The sequence below is a fragment of the Streptomyces sp. SP18BB07 genome, from assembly GCF_036322545.1.
GTDB classification, from domain to species: Bacteria; Actinomycetota; Actinomycetes; order Streptomycetales; family Streptomycetaceae; genus Streptomyces; species Streptomyces deccanensis.
Genome location: NZ_JAQYWT010000350.1, coordinates 73,000 through 90,552 on the forward strand (window position 1 = coordinate 73,000; position 17,553 = coordinate 90,552).

Annotated in this window: 15 protein-coding genes; 9 read left to right on the forward strand and 6 right to left on the reverse strand. The window is 72.8% G+C overall.

All coding sequences use genetic code 11. From position 1 onward, the window contains the following. Positions 1-211 precede the first annotated feature (211 nt). The 5 genes from PUR53_RS35345 to PUR53_RS35365 all read left to right on the forward strand — a co-directional run bounded on the left by PUR53_RS35345 (position 212) and on the right by PUR53_RS35365 (position 6,765). Positions 212-1,537 (forward strand): radical SAM protein, encoded by a 1,326-nt coding sequence (locus PUR53_RS35345; RefSeq protein WP_329895901.1) that lies wholly within the window; start codon positions 212-214, stop codon positions 1,535-1,537. A 215-nt stretch (positions 1,538-1,752) separates the two neighbouring features. Further along, a complete protein-coding gene (locus tag PUR53_RS35350) occupies positions 1,753-3,291 on the forward strand; it encodes a cellulose-binding domain-containing protein (protein ID WP_329895902.1) in 1,539 nt (512 codons plus the stop codon). Positions 3,292-3,563: 272 nt separating this feature from the next. After that, a complete protein-coding gene (gene rsgA, locus PUR53_RS35355) occupies positions 3,564-4,694 on the forward strand; it encodes a ribosome small subunit-dependent GTPase A (protein ID WP_443080399.1) in 1,131 nt (376 codons plus the stop codon). A 182-nt stretch (positions 4,695-4,876) separates the two neighbouring features. Beyond that, positions 4,877-6,253 carry a DNA-3-methyladenine glycosylase 2 family protein gene (locus PUR53_RS35360; RefSeq protein WP_329910953.1) on the forward strand — a complete coding sequence of 459 codons (1,377 nt, stop codon included), beginning with the start codon at positions 4,877-4,879 and terminating at the stop codon, positions 6,251-6,253. Further along, complete coding sequence (locus tag PUR53_RS35365) at positions 6,250-6,765, forward strand: methylated-DNA--[protein]-cysteine S-methyltransferase (RefSeq protein ID WP_329895913.1); 516 nt, start codon at positions 6,250-6,252, stop codon at positions 6,763-6,765. The genes PUR53_RS35360 and PUR53_RS35365 overlap by 4 nt, the downstream gene beginning before the upstream one ends. Positions 6,766-6,777: 12 nt before the next feature. Here PUR53_RS35365 and PUR53_RS35370 read toward each other — a convergent pair whose 3' ends face one another. Further along, positions 6,778-7,932, reverse strand: coding sequence for an FAD-dependent monooxygenase (locus PUR53_RS35370; RefSeq protein WP_329910925.1), 1,155 nt, complete (start codon positions 7,930-7,932; stop codon positions 6,778-6,780). A 124-nt stretch (positions 7,933-8,056) separates the two neighbouring features. Here PUR53_RS35370 and PUR53_RS35375 point away from each other — a divergent pair, with 124 nt between their 5' ends. Next, entirely contained in the window at positions 8,057-8,965 is a 909-nt protein-coding gene (locus PUR53_RS35375) for a TetR/AcrR family transcriptional regulator C-terminal domain-containing protein (RefSeq protein ID WP_329910926.1), read from the forward strand. A 78-nt stretch (positions 8,966-9,043) separates the two neighbouring features. Here PUR53_RS35375 and PUR53_RS35380 read toward each other — a convergent pair whose 3' ends face one another. The 3 genes from PUR53_RS35380 to PUR53_RS48395 form a co-directional block, all read right to left on the reverse strand. Continuing rightward, the gene (locus PUR53_RS35380) at positions 9,044-9,526 is read right to left on the reverse strand and encodes a DUF456 domain-containing protein (protein WP_329895916.1); all 483 of its coding nucleotides are present in this window, start codon (positions 9,524-9,526) and stop codon (positions 9,044-9,046) included. Between the two features lie 45 nt (positions 9,527-9,571). Further along, a complete protein-coding gene (locus PUR53_RS35385; protein ID WP_329895917.1) occupies positions 9,572-10,555 on the reverse strand; it encodes a helix-turn-helix domain-containing protein in 984 nt (327 codons plus the stop codon). A 481-nt stretch (positions 10,556-11,036) separates the two neighbouring features. Next, positions 11,037-11,210, reverse strand: coding sequence for a hypothetical protein (locus tag PUR53_RS48395; protein ID WP_443080400.1), 174 nt, complete (start codon positions 11,208-11,210; stop codon positions 11,037-11,039). 763 nt (positions 11,211-11,973) lie between these two features. Between PUR53_RS48395 and PUR53_RS48400 the strand changes: the two genes are divergently transcribed. Then, positions 11,974-13,164 (forward strand): protein phosphatase 2C domain-containing protein, encoded by a 1,191-nt coding sequence (locus PUR53_RS48400; protein WP_443078067.1) that lies wholly within the window; start codon positions 11,974-11,976, stop codon positions 13,162-13,164. A 446-nt stretch (positions 13,165-13,610) separates the two neighbouring features. Next, positions 13,611-14,090: an ATP-binding protein gene (locus PUR53_RS35395; RefSeq protein WP_329910954.1), complete on the forward strand. Its 480-nt coding sequence runs from the start codon at positions 13,611-13,613 to the stop codon at positions 14,088-14,090. A gap of 89 nt (positions 14,091-14,179) precedes the next feature. Here the strand turns inward: PUR53_RS35395 and PUR53_RS35400 are convergent, their stop codons facing one another. Both PUR53_RS35400 and PUR53_RS35405 read right to left on the reverse strand, forming a co-directional pair. After that, complete coding sequence (locus PUR53_RS35400) at positions 14,180-15,238, reverse strand: DUF2637 domain-containing protein (protein ID WP_329895919.1); 1,059 nt, start codon at positions 15,236-15,238, stop codon at positions 14,180-14,182. 338 nt (positions 15,239-15,576) lie between these two features. Next, entirely contained in the window at positions 15,577-16,443 is an 867-nt protein-coding gene (locus PUR53_RS35405) for a (2Fe-2S)-binding protein (RefSeq protein WP_329895920.1), read from the reverse strand. Between the two features lie 198 nt (positions 16,444-16,641). Between PUR53_RS35405 and PUR53_RS35410 the strand changes: the two genes are divergently transcribed. Further along, positions 16,642-17,538, forward strand: a complete 897-nt coding sequence (locus PUR53_RS35410; RefSeq protein ID WP_443080401.1) for a GntR family transcriptional regulator — start codon at positions 16,642-16,644, stop codon at positions 17,536-17,538. The last annotated feature ends 15 nt before the right edge of the window (positions 17,539-17,553 follow it).

The following is a 17,553-nucleotide window of genomic DNA, read 5'->3' on the forward strand; positions in this document are numbered from 1 at the left end:
AAGCAGGGGAGCAGCCCCGCTTTTTCAGGGGCGCGGGGAACTGCGCGAGAAGTCCCACCGAGCCGCACCCGCCAATGAGACCCGCACCCCCACCCCAGTAGGCACCACCCCCGAACAACCCCCCGCCCCCTCCCCCCGACCGCCGGAGGCATACCGTGGAGGACGCGCACGGGCAACCCCCACGCGACGTCGGGAGCGAGGAGACAACGGGATGGATGGCAGCCGCACCGCACTGGTGGAGGACCTGATGGAGAGGTTCCCCCACGTGCCACGGGAAGCCGTCTTCAAGGAGGACCTGCTCAGGGGCGGTGTGGCCTTCGACGCCTCCGCGCTGAGCGACAACGAGAAGGGCGAGGTCAAGCCGAAGTCGTACTTCATCTTCTCCTTCGACCACGGCACCCTCCCCGAGCTCGGTGAGGCCGCCCTGCGCCGCCCGCCGGAGGAGATCATCCTCACCGGCGGCCCGTACGACCTGCGGCGCACGGTCGTCTCCGTACGGGTCAACCCGTCCTCGCCCTACCGGGTGGCGTCCGACGAGGACGGCCTCCTCGGTCTGTACCTCGACGGCAAGCGCATCGCGGACGTAGGTGTCCCGCCCATGCCGGAGTACTACAAGCACACCCTCTCCAACGGAAAGTCCGTGATGGAGGTGGCCCCCACCATCCAGTGGGGCTACCTGATCTACCTCACCGTCTTCCGCGTCTGCCAGTACTTCGGCGCGAAGGAGGAGTGCCAGTACTGCGACATCAACCACAACTGGCGCCAGCACAAGGCGGCGGGCCGGCCGTACACGGGCGTGAAGGACGTCGACGAGGTCCTTGAGGCCTTGGAGATCATCGACCGGTACGACACGGCGAAGACGTCCACCGCGTACACGCTCACCGGCGGCGCCATCACCAAGACGGTCTCGGGCCGCGACGAGGCCGACTTCTACGGCCACTACGCCAAGGCCATCGAGGAGCGCTTCCCGGACCGCTGGATCGGCAAGGTCGTCGCGCAGGCGCTGCCGCTGGACGACGTCAAGCGCTTCCACGACTACGGCGTGAAGATCTACCACCCGAACTACGAGGTGTGGGACGAGTACCTCTTCAAGATGTACTGCCCGGGCAAGGAGCGCTATGTCGGCCGCGACGAGTGGCACAAGCGGATCCTGGACTCGGCGGGTGTCTTCGGCGCGCGCAATGTGATCCCCAACTTCGTGGCGGGCGTGGAGATGGCCGAGCCCTTCGGCTTCAAGACGGTCGACGAGGCGATCGCGTCGACCACCGAGGGCCTGCGGTTCTTCATGTCGCAGGGCATCACGCCCCGCTTCACCACCTGGTGCCCGGAGCCCACCACCCCCCTCGGCAAGGCCAACCCGCAGGGCGCGCCGCTGGAGTACCACATCCGGCTGCTGCAGGCCTACCGCGCCACGATGGAGGAGTTCGGGCTGTCGTCCCCGCCCGGATACGGCCCGCCCGGCCCCGGCAACGCCGTCTTCTCCGTCAGCTCCTTCATGGACAGCCTCCCGGCCGTCGAGGAGATTCCCGCCGGGTAACTCCTGTGGCGGTTGAGCCGATTGGGGTCGGCGTACGTACAACTCAACAGTGTGACCGCTGGTAACCGCATGAGAAGACGCAGCTTGTCAGTTGTGTGGGAAGCGTGAAAAGCTCTGGGGTACCGCAAGGTGGTCCCCCCAACTCCCTTGGATTTAAAGGGTAGTTGACTACTTTTGCACACTTCCCCCCTCGCTCTGTTGGATGCAGGAGACCCATGCCCGACCTGCCGAAGCCCCAGGACGCCGCCGAGGCCGCGCTGTTCTCGGAGTGCTGGGACGCGGTCCTGTCGTACGCCGACCTGTGCACGTCCGGTTCGGCCGCGGCGACCCAACTGGCCACCGAGGCCTTCACGAACGGCATGCACGAGGCACGCGCCCTGGAGTTCGAGGCGGGTCCCGAACGCGGTGCCGGACGGCGTGCCCAGCGCCTGCCTCGAATACCGTTCCTCCTGACCTGGGTCAGGACCAGCGCCGCCGCCTGGGAGACGGGTGGCCAGGGCCACCGGCTCGACCCCGAACTGCGCCTCTGGCTCAACTCGGACAAGGCCGCCCGGTACACCGGCCCGCCCCTGAACCGCCCGCTCGCCCTGCGTGCCCTGCGGGACATGCAGGAACCCGACGCGGCCCTGCTGTGGCTGGCCGAGGTCGAGTCGCTGCCGCTGGGCTCGGTGGCCCGCCGGCTCGGCCTCGACCCGGCGGTCGCCAGGACCGAACTCGACCAGGTGCGGGCGCTGTTCAGGGACCGCTGCCACCGCGGCCAGCTCGACGCGCCGCTGCACGCCGACTGCCGCACCTACGCCCGGCTGCTGGACGCGGTGACCCGCTCGCCCGGCACCGACACCCCCGACGACCTGTCCCGCCACCTCGCCACGTGTGTGCAGTGCGCCGAGGCCGCGGCCTGCCTCGGTCTGCACGGCGGCGGACTGCCCGCCGCACTCGCCAGCGGCGTGATCGGCTGGAGCGGCCTCGCCTATCTGGAACGCCGCCGCCGCGCGGCCGAGGCCGGACTGCTCCCCGGGCGCGCGGACTCCACCGGCACCGACCGGGGCTTCTCCCCGGGCAGGGAACCGAGGCCCCGGTTCAGCCGGAACGGGCTGCTCGCCGGAGCCGGCCTCGTCTCCGTCCTGGCGCTCGCCGTCTCCCTCATGCCGTTCGGCGACGACGAGCCGGTCGTGGAGGGCTCGTCCGCCGGGGAATCGGCGGTGGTGCAGCAGGACCCGAGGTTCCCGGTGACCGGGGCCCCGTCCGGCGGCGAATCGTCCGAGCTGCAGAGCACGTCGCGGCCGGAGGAGGCCGGTTCGGGCGACGAGGACGACGAGAGCGACAAGAAGGACAAGGGCAAGGGCGGCAACAGCAACGAGGAACCCCAGGGCGACGCCTCGACGCCCGCCCGCGTCACCCACCAGCCGGTCGACCCGGGCAAGTCGTCCGACGCCACCTGCCACGTCCGCTACCAGGTCGTCAACGAATGGCCCGGCGGCTTCCAGGGCGCCGTCACCGTCACCTCCACCAAGGCCCTCGACGGCTGGCACATCGCCTGGACCTACCCGGCGGACCAGCGCGTCACCCAGATGTGGGACGGCACCTTCGACCAGGAGGGCTCGAAGGTCGTCGCCACCTCCGCCGACTACAACAAGACCGTCGCGGCAGGCGGCACCTTCGGCGTGGGCTTCCTCGGCATCTGGGAGGGCTACGACAACCCCGTACCCGTGGACTTCACGCTCAACGGGAAGAAGTGCGACCGGGCGGACTGAGCGCGCGGCGCGGGGAGCGCCGCGCCAAATCGGTTGACGGGGGCCCTCGGGCCCCCGCTAGGGTGAGATCACCGAGCACGGCGGCCGTTCAGGCCGCCGTCGCCGACGACGACGAGTGAGACAGGAGGTGTCGACCGATGGCTGTCATTGCGATGGGCGCTGCCCGCATCCAGGAAACCATCCAGTCCACCTCCGTGGTCACCGGCTGACTTCTCTCTTCCTCCCACATCCGTGGACGCGGTGCCGGGGCCACCCCTGTGAAGGGTCACCCCTTGTCTCTCTCCTCTTTCTCTGGCTCGTCCTCTCTTCCGGGCTCGTCCCCGTTCTCCTCGCATCCCCTCGTGCCGTTCGGCTGGGACGACTCCTGGGCGGACGCCTTCGCCCCGTACACCGCCGAGGGCCTGCTCGCCGGGCGGGTCGTGCGGGTCGACCGCGGGCAGTGCGACGTCGTCACCGCCGACGGCCTGCTGCGGGCCGACACCGCGTTCGTCACCCCCCACGACCCCATGCGGGTCGTCTGCACGGGCGACTGGGTCGCCGTGGAACCCGCGGGCGACCCCCGCTACGTCCGCACGTACCTGCCCCGCCGCAGCGCCTTCGTCCGCTCCACCTCCTCCAAGCGCGCCGAGGGGCAGATCCTCGCCGCCAACGTCGACCACGCGGTCGTCGCGGTCTCGCTCGCCGTGGAACTCGACCTCGGCCGCGTCGAACGGTTCCTCGCGCTGGCCTGGGAGTCCGGGGCCCAGCCGGTGGTCGTGCTCTCCAAGGCCGACCTCGTGCCGGACGCCGCCACCCTGGGGTATCTCGTGCAGGACGTGGAGACCGTGGCGCCCGGCGTTCCCGTGCTGACGGTCAGCTCCACCACCGGCGAGGGCCTCGACGTCCTCGCCGCGGTGCTCGCCGGCGGCACCTCCGTCCTGCTCGGGCAGTCCGGCGCCGGCAAGTCGACCCTCGCCAACGCGCTGCTGGGCGACGACGTCATGGACGTGCAGGCCACCCGCGACGTGGACGGCAAGGGACGGCACACCACGACCACCCGCAACCTCCTTGCCCTGCCCGGCGGCGGAGTCCTCATCGACACACCCGGGCTGCGCGGCGTCGGCCTCTGGGACGCGGAGACCGGGGTCGGGCAGGTCTTCGCCGAGATCGAGGAACTGGCCGCGGACTGCCGCTTCCACGACTGCGCGCACGTCGCCGAGCCCGGTTGCGCGGTCCTCGGCGCGGTCGAGTCCGGCGAACTGCCCGAGCGGCGGCTCGACAGCTACCGCAAGCTGCTCCGCGAGAACCAGCGGATCGTCGCGAAGAGCGACGCGCGGCTGCGGGCGGAGATCCGGAAGGAGTGGAAGCGGCGGGGCGCGCAGGGGCGCGCGGCGATGGAGGCGAAGCGGGGTGGTTTGCGGTGAGTTCCCGGCGCGGGTGAGTGGGGGCTTGTCGCACAGTTCCCCGCGCCCCTGAGAGGCAGGGGCTGCGCCCCCTGCCTCTCAGGGGGCGCAGTCCCGTGTCCGAATACCGCCAGCCCGCCGCCTCCGCGTCGTCGACACTTGAGGACATGAAGGACGGCATGGAGGACGGCATCAAGGACGGCATGGGGGACGAGGACACCAGGTACGAGGCGGTGCGGAGCAGGGACGGCCGGTTCGACGGGGAGTTCTTCTTCGCCGTCGAGACGACCGGGATCTATTGCCGGCCGAGCTGCCCGGCGGTGACGCCGAAACGGGAGAACGTCCGCTTCTACGCCACCGCGGCCGCCGCCCAGGGCGACGGGTTCCGGGCCTGCCGGCGGTGCCGGCCCGACGCCGTGCCCGGCTCGGCCGAGTGGAACGTGCGCGCGGACTCCGTGGGCCGTGCCATGCGGCTCATCGGGGACGGGGTCGTCGACCGGGAGGGCGTCGCCGGGCTTGCGGTACGGCTCGGGTACAGCGCGCGCCAGGTCCAGCGGCAGCTCACCGCCGAGGTCGGCGCCGGACCCGTCGCCCTGGCCCGCGCCCAGCGCGCGCACACCGCCCGCGTCCTGCTGCGCACCACCGCTCTCCCGGTCACCGAGATCGCCTTCGCGTCCGGCTTCGCCAGCGTGCGCCAGTTCAACGACACGATCCGTGCGGTGTACGCCATGACACCGAGCGCTCTGCGCGCCGGCGCGCCCCGGCGGTCCGCCGGGGCGCGCACGGCCGGGATCCCGCTCCGGCTCGCGTATCGGGGCCCGTACCGGTCCACCGCCCTCTTCGACGTCCTGGCCGCCGAGGCCGTCACCGGCGTGGAGGAGGTCACCGGCGAACGCGGCCACCGCACCCACCGGCGCACCCTCCGCCTTCCGTACGGCACCGGAATCACCGAGGTCGACGAGCGACCCGGAGGCCGCCCCGCCGACCGCTGCGGCGGCTGGCTCGACGCCCGGCTCCACCTCACCGACCTCCGGGACCTCACCACCGCCGTGCAGCGGCTGCGGCGGCTGTTCGACCTGGACGCCGATCCGTACGCCGTGGACGAGCGCCTTGGTCAGGACCCCCGGCTCGCCCCGCTCGTCGCCGCCAGGCCGGGGCTGCGCTCGCCGGGCACGGCCGACCCGGAGGAGTTCGCCGTACGGGCGCTCGTCGGGCGCGCGGAGGCGGCGCGGCTCGTACAGGCGTACGGCAAGACGCTGGACGCCCCGCAGGGGACGCTCACGCACCTGTTCCCCGAACCCGCCGCGCTGGCCGACGCGGACGGCCCGCTCGGCACCCTCGCCACGGCCCTCGCCGACGGCACCTGCCGCCTCGACGTCGGCGCGGACCGGGACGCCACCGAGGCGGCCCTGCTCGCGCTGCCGGGTCTGGACGCCCGCACCGTCGCCGAGATCCGCACCCGCGCCCTCGGCGACCCGGACGTGGCACCCCCGGGCGAGACCGTGCCGGACGCCTGGCGGCCCTGGCGGTCGTACGCCCTTCGACATCTTCAGACACAGGATCAGGGAGTTCAGTCGTGAGCACCGAGCAGCGGACGTACTACACCGTCGTCGACAGCCCCGTCGGGCAACTCCTCCTCACCGCCGACGAGTTCGGCGCCCTCACCTCCCTCTCCGTGCCGGAGCAGAAGGGCGGCAGGGTCCCGCTGCCGGGCTGGCTGCGCGACCCGGCCCCCTTCCGGGCGGCCGAGGAACAGCTCGCCGCCTACTTCGCCGGTGAACTCACGGAATTCAGGCTGGAGTTGCGCGGCGAGGGCACCGACTTCCGGCGGCGGGTCTGGGCCGCGCTCGACGACGTCCCGTACGGCGCGACCATCACGTACGGCGCCGTCGCCGCCCGGATCGGCGCGCCGCGCGCCGCCGTCCGGGCCGTGGGCGGCGCGATCGGCGCGAACCCCCTCCTCATCGTCCGCCCCTGCCACCGGGTGATCGGCGCGGACGGCACCCTCACCGGATACGCCGGCGGCCTCGACCGCAAACGCCTCCTCCTCGGTCTGGAGGGCGTACTCCAGCCGACACGGCCGACGGTGTGAGAGCGCGGGCGGTCAGTACGAGGTGTCGTCGTAGTCGGGGAGGCGGACCACCTCCGGGCGGGTTCTCTCCGGGGCGTTCGCGGCGAGCATGTCCAGCACCTCCTGGGTGGGGGCGGGCAGGAAGAACCGCTCCGCGCCCGCACGTCCCACGGCCTGGTGCTCGGCGACGAGGGGCCGCATCGCGTTCTCGTAGGCCGGGAAGGCCGCCCGGTGGTCGCCGCGGGCCCGGGCCAGTTCACCGGCCAGGACGTAGGCGCCGATCAGCGCCTGCGACGTGCCGCGTCCCGAGGTGGGGGCCGCGCAGTAACCGGCGTCACCGAGCAGCGCGACCCGGTCGTCGACCCAGGTGTCCATCACCACCTGCGCGTTGACGTCGAACCAGAAGTCCTCGGCCGCCCGCATCTCCGTCAGCAGCCGTGGGATCTCCCACCCCTCCCCGGCGAAACGTTCGGCGACGATACGCCGCTGCTCGGCCATGTCGTGACGGCCGGGGGCGAGTTCCTCGGCGGCGAAGTGCAGAGCCGCCCGGGCCCGGCCCCGTACGTCGCCGGCGAATACGTTGGCCGCTTTGCCGGGGGAGACGTAGAGCTGCCCCGTGTGGTCCAGCCCCAGATGGTTCGGCAGGCTGAAGATCGCGGTGTGGATGCCCAGCGAACGCAGGAAGCGTTCCTCGGGTCCGAAGACCACTGCCCGGGTCCGCGAGTGCGGTCCGTCGGCGCCGACCAGCAGGTCGAAGCGGCGCGGCGGCCCGTTCTCGAAGGTGACGTCCACACCGTCGGCGTCCTGCTCCACCGAGCGGATCGAGTCGTCGAAGAGGTACTCCGCGCCCCGCGCGGCCGCGTGCAGCAGCCGGGTCAGTTCTCCCTTGGGAACCTCCAGGTCACCCGCGAAGACCGCGGCCGGCAGGGTGGCGTATCGCCGGCCCTCGGCGTCCACCATCGCCGCGTCGCCCATCGCGGTGTCCAGGGCCCGCACCGGCTCCAGCAGGCCCATCCGGTTCAGTACGTCGAGCGCCTCACCGCGGAAGTCCACGGCGTAGCCACCGTGCCGCACGTACGGGGCGCGTTCGACCAGGGTGGCGCGGAAGCCGTGGTGGTCCAGCCAGTGGGCGAGCGCCAGACCGGCGACACCGGCGCCGGAGATGAGAACCGTCTTGTTCGTCGTCATGAGTACAACGTACGAAGCTCGGGGCACGCACTGAAGTGCTCTTCAAGGGAAAGTGCACTAGTGCTATGAGGCCCGGGTGTACTAGTGCACTATGGTCCGACAGCCATGTGAGGAGAGGTCAGCCGTGTCCGAGGCCCCGTACGCGCGGATCGCGGGAGAACTGCGCCACCGCATCGCCACCGGAGAACTCGCTCCCGGCGACCGCGTGCCGTCCACCCGGGCGATCACCCAGCGGTGGGGCGTGGCCATGGCCACCGCCACCAAGGCGCTGGCCGCGCTACGGCAAGAGGGCCTGGTGAGAGCCGTCCCGGGGGTCGGTACCGTGGTCGCCGACACGGTCCCACGGGTACGACAGGGCAGGCCGCCCTCCGACGACCCGGCCGTCCGCGCCCGCGTCGTCCGGGCCGCCGTGACCCTCGCCGACGCCGAGGGAACGGCCGGTCTCACCATGCGCCGGGTCGCCGCGGAACTCGGCATGCCGACCATGTCGCTCTACCGGCACGTGGTGAACAAGGAACAGTTGATCGCCCTGATGGTGGACGCGGCCTTCGCGAGCGAGCCTCTGCCGGCGCGGCCCCCGGAGGACTGGCGGGCAGGCCTCGAACTGTCCGCGGCGATCCAGTGGCGCCTCTACCGGGCACATCCGTGGCTGGCCGCCTCCCTCAACCTCAGCCGACCCCTGCTCGTACCGCACGGCATGCGGCACATCGACTGGGCCCTGGCCGCCCTGGACGGCCTCGGGCTGGACGCCGACACGCGTATGCACGCGGCCGTCACCCTCTTCGGATACGTCCGGGGACAGGCGGTCGACACGGAACCCGAGGCACGAGCCACCCGGGCCAGCGGCATCACCGGGGAGCAGTGGATGCACGCCCAGCGCGACCGCATGACCGCCCTGTTGGCCCAGGGCCGTCTCCCCCATTTCGCCGACCTCGCGCCCGAGGCCGACCTCTCGCCCACCTCGCTGTACCGGTTCGGGCTGACCACCCTGCTCGACGGCCTCGCGGCCCGCGTCGACGCGACCACGCCGTAACCCTCGACCTCCGCCATCCGCCATCCGCTGTCCGCGATCCGCCCTCGTGCACCGGCGAGCATGGGTGGACGCGCCGGCTCAGCCGCCGAACACCACGCCCACCCACGCCCCCGTCACCAGCAGGCAGGCGAAGAGTTCCGCCAGGACGCTCGAACCGCCCGAGCGCATCGCCGTGCGCGTCGCCGCCTTCGCCGCGCCGGCGTGGCCCAGGCGGAGCCGTTCGGAGAGGTAGATACCGCCGACGAAGCCGGGGATCGCGCCGAGGACCGGGAGCAGCAGGAAACCGAGGAAGGCCCCGGCCCCGGCGTACACGCCCATGCGCGGGGTGGCACCGCTCTCCGCCAGGCGCCGGGGCGGCAGAGTCCAGCGGACCGCCCGGGACAGCAGCAGCACGAGGGTGGCGCCCACCAGCACCCACCAGGCGATGGGCCGCGGCTCCTCCAGCGCCCACCACATGACCCCGGCCCACACGAGCCAGGACCCCGGAACACCAGGCACCAGCACTCCGCACAGGCCGAGCAGCAGTACGACCCCGACCAGCAGGAGTTCCCACGCTCCCATCTGCCCAGGGTGCCGGACCGCGAGAGGGGGCGCAGGTCAGTGAGGTCAGTCCCGGGTCACCCAGGCCCGCTCGTACGCGTGCCAGCCCAGCTGCAGCCGGGTCGTCACCCCGGCGAGCTCCATCAGGCGCTTCACCCGGCGCTGTACGGTCCGCAGGCCCAGGTCCAGCTGCTTGGCGACGCTCGCGTCGGTCATGCCGGCCAGCAGCAGGGAGAGGATCTCCAGATCGGTGTCGTCGGGGGCGTCCGGGATGTCCTCCGTGACCCGGCCGGAGCTCAGGCGCAGCGGGAGGGCCTGCCGCCAGACCGACTCGAACAGGCCCGACAGCAGCTCCAGCAGCCCGCTCGCGTGGACGACCAGCGCGGCGGGCTCGGCGGTGTGCGTGGTGAGGGGGACCATGGCCAGCGTCCGGTCGGCGATGACGAGCTTCGTGGGCACCTCGTCCATGACCCGCACCCGCTCCTCCCGGCCCAGCGCGGCGGACAGCTCGGTGAGGCCGGCGTCCTCGTCCAGGACGGCCCGTTCGACCACCACGCGGTAACCGACGCCGCGACCGGTCGCCTGCTCCTCGGCGGGGTTGTTCTCCGGCCCGGAGACCGCGATGGGGGCGCCGGTGACCATGGCGCAGACCTCCTCGGTGGCGCCGAGCTGGAGCTGCAGGAAGCGCTGCGCTATCGCGGCCGAGCCGATCACCACCTCGACCAGGTCGTGCGCGGCGGGCTCGGCCGCGCTCGCCCGGTACTCCTCGGCGAGCAGCGCCGCCGTCAGTTCGGCCTTCTCCAGCTCGTGCCGCTGCTGGGTGAGCAGGGCGCCCAGGGCCACCCCGGGGGGTGCGGCGACCCAGCGGCCGGGGCGCGCGGAGGACTGGGCGGCGAGACCGTGCCGCTCCAGCCTGCGCAGCGCGCGCTCGGTGTCGTGCTCCCCGAGCGTGAGCCGGCGCGCCAGGTCCGGTACGTCGGCGGCGCCCACGGACACCAGGGCCCGGTACGCCGACTCGTGCGTCTCGTCGAGACCGATCGCTCCCAGCATCCGGCGACGCCGCCCCTCACTTGCCGCGCCTCCTCGGCGCACTTCCGCGTTGGCCCATCATCACCGCACCGCGTCTCCCACGGGCAGGCGGGGTCGCACAGCGGAATCCCAGATACATGCCGCACACTCGGGCCGACCGGCCCGCGCGCCCGCACCGCGCCCCGGTCGCTCCGGCGCCGCCGGGCGGTTTCTCTTGTGGGGGGTGGCACCGCTCGGCGGTCCCCGAGCGACGTACCAGGCGGCGCGCACGCCGGGCGCCCCGGCCTCGACGCCCTCACCTCCCATAATTCCCGATCCCCCGCATTTCCCTCATCTCCCGCCCTCCTCTCGACTCCCTTGCCTCGCACCGGAGTTCGGCATGTAGTCCGACACGCCGACGGGGCATCGGCTCCGCGGGCCGATTTTCCGGATGCCCCGTTTTCATACGGCTCCCGAAGTGGACAATTAGGGGCATGAGCCAGCAGGGGGAGAGGCCGACCGGTCACGAGGACGACTGGTGGCGGCAGTTGTACGACGACGCGAGCGGGGACACGGGCCCCTCGGTGGCGGCCGATTCCCTCGACGACCGCTTCGCCTCGGCGGCGAACACGGTGAGGGACGGGACCCCGAACACGACACCACCGGAGCCCCCGAGGCCACCGGGCGGGCCGCGCACGGCTCCGCACGATGCGGGCCACGCCTCGGGCACTCCGGGTGCCCTCTCGGACCGGGTGCCACCGCAGGGCTCGCCTGGGGCCTCCTCGGACCGGGTGCCGCCCCGGAGTTCACCGGACGACCCGGCCGGACGCGACGAGCAAGGGCACCAGGGCGACCAAGGTGCACGCCCGGCCGCCCCTCCCGACCCCGCGCCCGCACCGCCCGCTGTTCCGCCGCGTCCGCCGTCGAGCCCTGATCGCGTGTCGCCCGTCGATGCCGGTCCGGGCGCGGGGTCGGGCCCAGGTTCCGTGTCGCCCGGTGTTCCTCCGCGTCCGTGGTCCAGTCCGGATCCGGTCTCGCCTGTGGATGTCGGCCCCGGCAGGCCGTCCGGTGCGGGCGCCGGTGCCGACTCCGCACCGCCCGCTTTTCCTCCGCGCCCGTGGTCCAGCCCGGATCCGGTCGCGCCTGTCGATGTCGGCCCGGGCAGGCCGTCCGGTGCCGGTGCCGGTGCCGGTGCCGGTGCCGATTCCGCGCCGCCCGTTGTTCCTCCGCGGCCGCTGTCGAGTCCCGATGCCGGCACTTCCGTCGACGCCGACCCGCGTAGGTCGTCCCGCGGCGGTGCCGCCCCGTCCGGCGAGTCCGGGGCGCGGTCGCCCTTCGGGGCCGTCCCGCGTCAACCGGGCGGCTCCTCGGGTGCCCCGCCCGCCAGGGACCCCCGGCTCAGTGGGCTCACTCCGCAGCCCGCGCCGTGGGAGCCGCCGGGTGTTCAGCCGTCGGGGCCCGTGACGTTTCCGCCGGGGCCCACGCCGCCGGGGTTCCGCGCAGCCGCGCCCTGGCGCCGCACGCCCGCCCGGAGCCCCCACCGGGCGCAGACTCCCGTCCCCGCTCAGCCACCCTCCCCGGCCCCCCGGCCCGCCTCGGAGCCCTCCGACGCCCGGCCCGCCACCCAGCTCGACCTCCCCACCCTCCAGGCCGACGAGGTGTCGCTCGTCGACGAGAGCGGGCGGACGCGGGTCGAGTACGTCGGGTCCGGCCCGCCCACCTACGACGCGGAGCCGACCGCGCTGCCGCCGGCCGACCCCGAGGACCTGGGCGACCTGATGGCGGACACGGTGCTGGACGGCGCACGCTACGGGGCGTGCACGCTGCGCGCCGCGTCGCTGCGCGGGGACTCCGCGCGCTACCGGGGCGAGCCACGCCGCGACGCGCTCCTCACCGCCCGCTTCGGCCTCGGTGAACAGGCACTCGTCCTGGTGGCCATGGCGACCGGCGCCCGCGCCACCCCGGGCGCGCACCGCGCGGCGGCGGAGGCGTGCCGCTGGATCGGCCGGGCCGTGGGACTGAGCCATGTGCGGCTGGTGGAGGACATCCGGGCCGCCCGGCGCGGCGATCTGAAGTCGGGGCTGCACCGCCTCACCGACCGCAGCCTCGGCAAGCTCCGCGCCAGCGCCGTCGAACAGGGGCTCGACCCGGAGGAGTACACAGCGAGTCTGCGCTGTCTGCTGCTCCCGGCCGACCCCGGGTGCCGTACGCGGGTGTTCTTCGGGGTCGGCGCGGGAGGGCTGTTCCGGCTGCGGGGCGGCGAGTGGCAGGACATAGAGCCCCGCGTCGCCGACACGGCCGGTGCCCCGGTGGTCGGCTTCGGCTCGCTGCCGCACGAGACCCCCGACGGCGACCGCCTGACCATGGACCTCGGCATCACGACACCCCCGAGCCCGTACGAACCCGCTTCGGCCCCGCCCCGCGAACCCTTCCGGTTCCGCGCCTCCGTGGCCCGCGAGGACGACGTCCTGCTGCTGTGCACCGGCGGTCTGGCCGAACCGTTGCGCGGGGAGCCACCGCTCGCCGACCATCTGGCGGCCCGCTGGGGAGCCGCCGAACCGCCCGGCCTCGCCGCCTTCCTCGCCGACACCCAGGTCAGGGTCAAGGGGTACGCGGACGACCGTACGGCCGCCGCCGTGTGGGAGGCCTGACGGCGACCACCGTGCGGGCGGGAGGGGCGTCAATCAGCCGCACCGGGCCGTGAGTTGGCCGGTACCGGCGCGCGATTCCGGCCAATCAACATCATCGGGGCGAGTGCTCCGCCCGGCCCGGGGTACACGGCGCCCGTACGACCGTCGCGCCCCGTGGGCACACGTCCGGATCGGCAGCCCCGCATGGGCAGTTGAGGCCGGCGGCCGTGGCCGTTCAGGGCTGCCCGGAGCAGGGCAGGGCGTCGGGTTCGTAGGACTGTGCGGGGGTTTCACGAGAGGGGAAGCGCTCTCACAACGTACCGACAGCTGGCTTGACTCTGTGCGTTTGAAGGCGTACGGACGGTCGTTGACGATTCGACATGAGTGCCGCGATCCGGACGGGGGCATGGATCCCCGTGTACGTGTTCGAGCAGGAAGGAATCGTCATCGGCGCGTGGGCGGGGGTCATGAAGAGGCAGGCACGAGGGGGCGGTCCCACGGCGATCGGGGCCTCCTCGGCAGAGACGGAGGGGGCGGTCGGTGAAGCGGCGGACAAGGCCGGCGCCGACCAGCTGAGGCACAGACTCGGGCGGGCCGACCTGAGGGCGGTGCCCGAGGCCCGCAGGGCGCTGCGGGAGCTGTTGCGGCAATGGGGGCGCCCGGGAAGATCGGAGATAGCGGAGCTGCTGACGAGCGAGCTGGTCACCAACGCGATCATCCACACCGACCACGACGCGGTGCTGACCGCCACCGTCTCGCCCCGCGGACTGCACGTGGAGGTACGGGACTTCGTGGGACGCAGGCCCAGGCCGAGGGTGCAGCCGGCCGACGACAGCACGAACGGACGCGGTCTCCTCCTCGTTCAGTCCCTCGCCGACGCCTGGGGGGTACGGGCGCACGGCGTGGGCAAGGCGGTGTGGTTCGACCTCGACGGCGGTCTGACCTAGGGGGTGTTTCCCCTAGGGCCGCCGCGACGGACAACGGACAGGGGCGCGGCTCGCTGCCGCGCCCCTGTCCGATGTGTGGCTCGTACCGCTCAGCCGAACTGCTGCTCCAGGTCCTTGAGCTTGCGCTCCAGGGAGTCGAGCCGTGGCAGGGCCATGGTGTCGTCCTCCGCGGTGAGGTCGACCGTGATCGACTTGTCAGCGCCGTTGCGGACGGGCTGCAGGGAGGGACGCGTACGCACGGGCAGTTGCTCGGGCGTGGATATGGCGGAGTCCGAGGCCACCTGGGCCGCGGGCACGCGCTCCACGGTGGTGTCGACCTGGCGTCCGCCACCGCCACCGCCGCCGCCACGACCGGGCAGACCCCGGTGGCCCCGGCTGATCGCCTTGAGGTGGGCGCGCTCCAGACGCTCCTGCTCGCGCTTGCGCGAGCGGTTCTCCTCCTTCATCCGCTTGTCCTCGCGCACCTCGTCCACGGCCTCGTCCAGGCTGCGCACGCCCTCCAGGAGCATCAGCGACCAGGCCCTGTACGTCTCACGCGGGGCCCGCAGCCAGCGGACCACCCGGATCTGCGGCAACGGACGCGGCACGAGGCCCTGCTCGCGCAGCGCGGCCCGGCGGGTCTGCTTCAGAGCGCGGTCGAAGAGCACCGCGGCGGACAGGGACATGCCGGCGAAGAACTGCGGGGCGCCGTCGTGGCCGAGGCCCCTGGGCGCGTGCACCCAGTTGAACCAGGCCGCCGCACCGGCGAACGTCCACACGAGTATGCGGGAGCCGAGGGCCGCGTCACCGTGGCTGGCCTCGCGCACCGCGAGGACCGAGCAGAACATGGCGGCGCCGTCCAGGCCGAACGGGACCAGGTACTGCCACCCGTCGGTCAGGCCCAGGTTCTGCTCACCGAAGCCGACCAGGCCGCGGAAGGAGAGCGCGGCGGCGACCGCGGCACAGCAGAAGAGGAGGATGTAGGAGAAGGTGCCGTAGAGGGCCTCCTTGCGCCTGCGGCGCTCCTCGTTGCGTTCCCACGAATCCTCAGTCTTCGCGTGCTCCCCGGAGCGCTTGCCGCGCGCGAGCACCGCAACCGCCGCCAGCATGCCCAGGAGCAGTACGGCGCCCGGAAGCAGCCAGTTCAGCGATATGTCGGTCAATCTCATCAGGGGTCCCTTGCATTGGGATAGGGCGTAACGCCCGCCATAGTGGCCCAATCCTCGCGGCCCTCAGGGGGTTTCGGGGCAAGAGACCGCCAAAGAAGTGCAATGAGTGACGCCAGGCGGCATTCTGCTCGAACTACCGCGCGAGGGACGGGAGTTGAGTGCGAGTGAGATTACCCGTTCGAGTGGTTCCACGGAAAGTTCCTGCGACAAGTGAGGAATTTGTGAACCACCTGTAACCCAACGAGGCTCCCACCCGGAGTGGATCTTACGGCACATGCCGCGGGCGATCGCCGGGGGGTCGTCCGACGCCCGGGCGTCCCGACGACGATGAGGGGCCGTCAACCCGTGGCGGCGGCCGTGAGTTTGGAGATCCGCTCCGTCTCGCACGTGCGCGGGCAGGTGACGCAGGTGTCCTCCGGGGCCAGCGTGTAGAACATGCAGCAGCTCGCCCGGTCCCGGGTGGGCAGCGACTCGCCGCCGGGGCCGGTCAGTTCACGGAAGCCCGCCGTGCCCACGTACGGCCGGGTCGCGCCCGGGAGCAGCAGTTCCAGCTCGCGTCGGCAGCGCTCCTGCTCGTCGGGGCCCAGGAGTTCGGCGATGTACCAGATGCCCTCGACGATCTCGTCGGTCGCCATGCCCCACAGCGCGCGTCCGCGCCGCCGCATCCGCGGGCCGAAGCCGCCCAGCACCGGCTCTATGTGCTCGGCGAACGCGGCGCGGACCTCGGCCCGCAAAGCCTCCTCGTCCGCCACCACACGGGCACCGGGTTCGCCGGCCGCCGGATCGTCCGGCAGGCAGCTGAACGTTTCCCCACGCACCGCCAGCCGGCTCTGCTCGCGCTGGAACGCCACGTGCTCGGCGGGGAAGCGCGGCACCCGGCGCTGGAGGAACCAGGGGACCGTGAAGAGCAGACAGGCGTACCAGGAGTAGCGGTGCAGTCCGAAGGTCGCCACCACGTCCGGGCGGCCCTTCCGGCCGTGGTCCCGCAGTATCTGCGCCTCGTCCCACGCCAGGAACGCGTCGAGCTCGGCCCCCGCCGCCGCGAGCCCGGCCGCGGAGACCCACCCCTCACCATCGGGCAGGGGATCCGTGGGGGAGAGTTCTGTCACGCTCATCACTGGCAGGACCTCGGTGAGGCGCGCGTACGACGCCGCCACGGGCGACCTGCGTGAAGTGGGTGCCGGTGCCGGTGCTGTCCGGGGCATACGGAGACCGCCGTTTCGCCGTCGCTGCCAAGTAAGGCTTACCTTACCCGAGGTGGTCGAGGTTTGAACTGAGGGCATGTGCGCCTATGGTGCTTTACGACCGGTAACAACCCGAGTAGTGACCTAACCGCCCCCATGTACCCCGTCGGCCGCGCTACTCGACCCGTTCGACACTCGACTCGCCTCGGAGGAGGACCCGTGGAGCAGGCCGGACCGCGCCCGCGCGAGGCCACGGCCATGAGCGCGCCGGACCCCGCCACCGCGCGTCCGGCGTCTGCCTATCGCGTGCCCGCGCAGCCCGGGGTCGCGGACGTCGACCGGGAGCGGGGCATCGCGGCGGACGGCACCGCGGCCGCGCGCCGCGGCGACACCGGGTCCCCCGCCGACGCGGCCCGGGGTGAGCACACGCACAGCGAGGTCCCGATCCCGATCCCGCTGCCGCGTGCCCAGGGGCGTCCTGTCGTCCAGCGCGCCTCCGTGCGCGGGCAGATCCTCGACGCGCTGCGGGCCGCGCTCGCCGGTGGGGAGCTGACGCCGGGCGAGGTGTACTCGGCGCCCGCGCTGGGTGAGCGGTTCGGGGTCTCCGCGACGCCCGTCCGCGAGGCGATGCAGCAACTGGCCATCGAGGGCGCGGTCGAGGTCGTGCCCAACCGGGGCTTCCGAGTCGTACGACGGGGCGCCCGGGAACTGGCCGAGCTGGCGGAGGTACGGGCGCTGCTCCAGGTGCCGGTGATCATGAGGCTCGCGCGGACGCTGCCGGGGGGCCGCTGGGGCGAGCTGCGGCCCCTCGCCGACGAGACGGCGCGGGCGGCGTCCTCCGGGTGCCGTGCGACGTACGGGGAGGCGGACCGGGCCTTCCACCGGGGGGTGCTGGGGCTGTCCGGCAACGAGCAGCTGCTGCAGATCACGGACGACCTCCACCGGCGGACCCAACTGCCGTTGGGGGGCGGCCCGGTGGGTGCGTCCGGCAGCGGGGGCCGGGTGGAGCTGATGGCTGACGCCGCGGAGCACATCGCATTGTTGGACGCGTTGGTGGCGGGGGATCTGGAGGCGGCGTGCTGTCTGGTGGAGCGGCATTTCGGGGTGGGGGGCTGAGGGTTCGTCGGCGGG

Bases quoted from the DNA above. Each gene is read 5' to 3' on its own strand.
- PUR53_RS35350 (WP_329895902.1), top strand. From the start codon at position 1,753: ATGCCCGACCTGCCGAAGCCCCAGGACGCCGCCGAGGCCGCGCTGTTC.
- PUR53_RS35395 (WP_329910954.1), top strand. From the start codon at position 13,611: ATGAAGAGGCAGGCACGAGGGGGCGGTCCCACGGCGATCGGGGCCTCC.
- PUR53_RS35385 (WP_329895917.1), bottom strand. From the start codon at position 10,555: ATGCTGGGAGCGATCGGTCTCGACGAGACGCACGAGTCGGCGTACCGG.
- PUR53_RS35380 (WP_329895916.1), bottom strand. From the start codon at position 9,526: ATGGGAGCGTGGGAACTCCTGCTGGTCGGGGTCGTACTGCTGCTCGGC.
- PUR53_RS35360 (WP_329910953.1), top strand. From the start codon at position 4,877: ATGGGGGACGAGGACACCAGGTACGAGGCGGTGCGGAGCAGGGACGGC.
- PUR53_RS35370 (WP_329910925.1), bottom strand. From the start codon at position 7,932: ATGACGACGAACAAGACGGTTCTCATCTCCGGCGCCGGTGTCGCCGGT.
- PUR53_RS35405 (WP_329895920.1), bottom strand. From the start codon at position 16,443: ATGCCCCGGACAGCACCGGCACCGGCACCCACTTCACGCAGGTCGCCC.
- PUR53_RS35345 (WP_329895901.1), top strand. From the start codon at position 212: ATGGATGGCAGCCGCACCGCACTGGTGGAGGACCTGATGGAGAGGTTC.
- PUR53_RS35400 (WP_329895919.1), bottom strand. From the start codon at position 15,238: ATGAGATTGACCGACATATCGCTGAACTGGCTGCTTCCGGGCGCCGTA.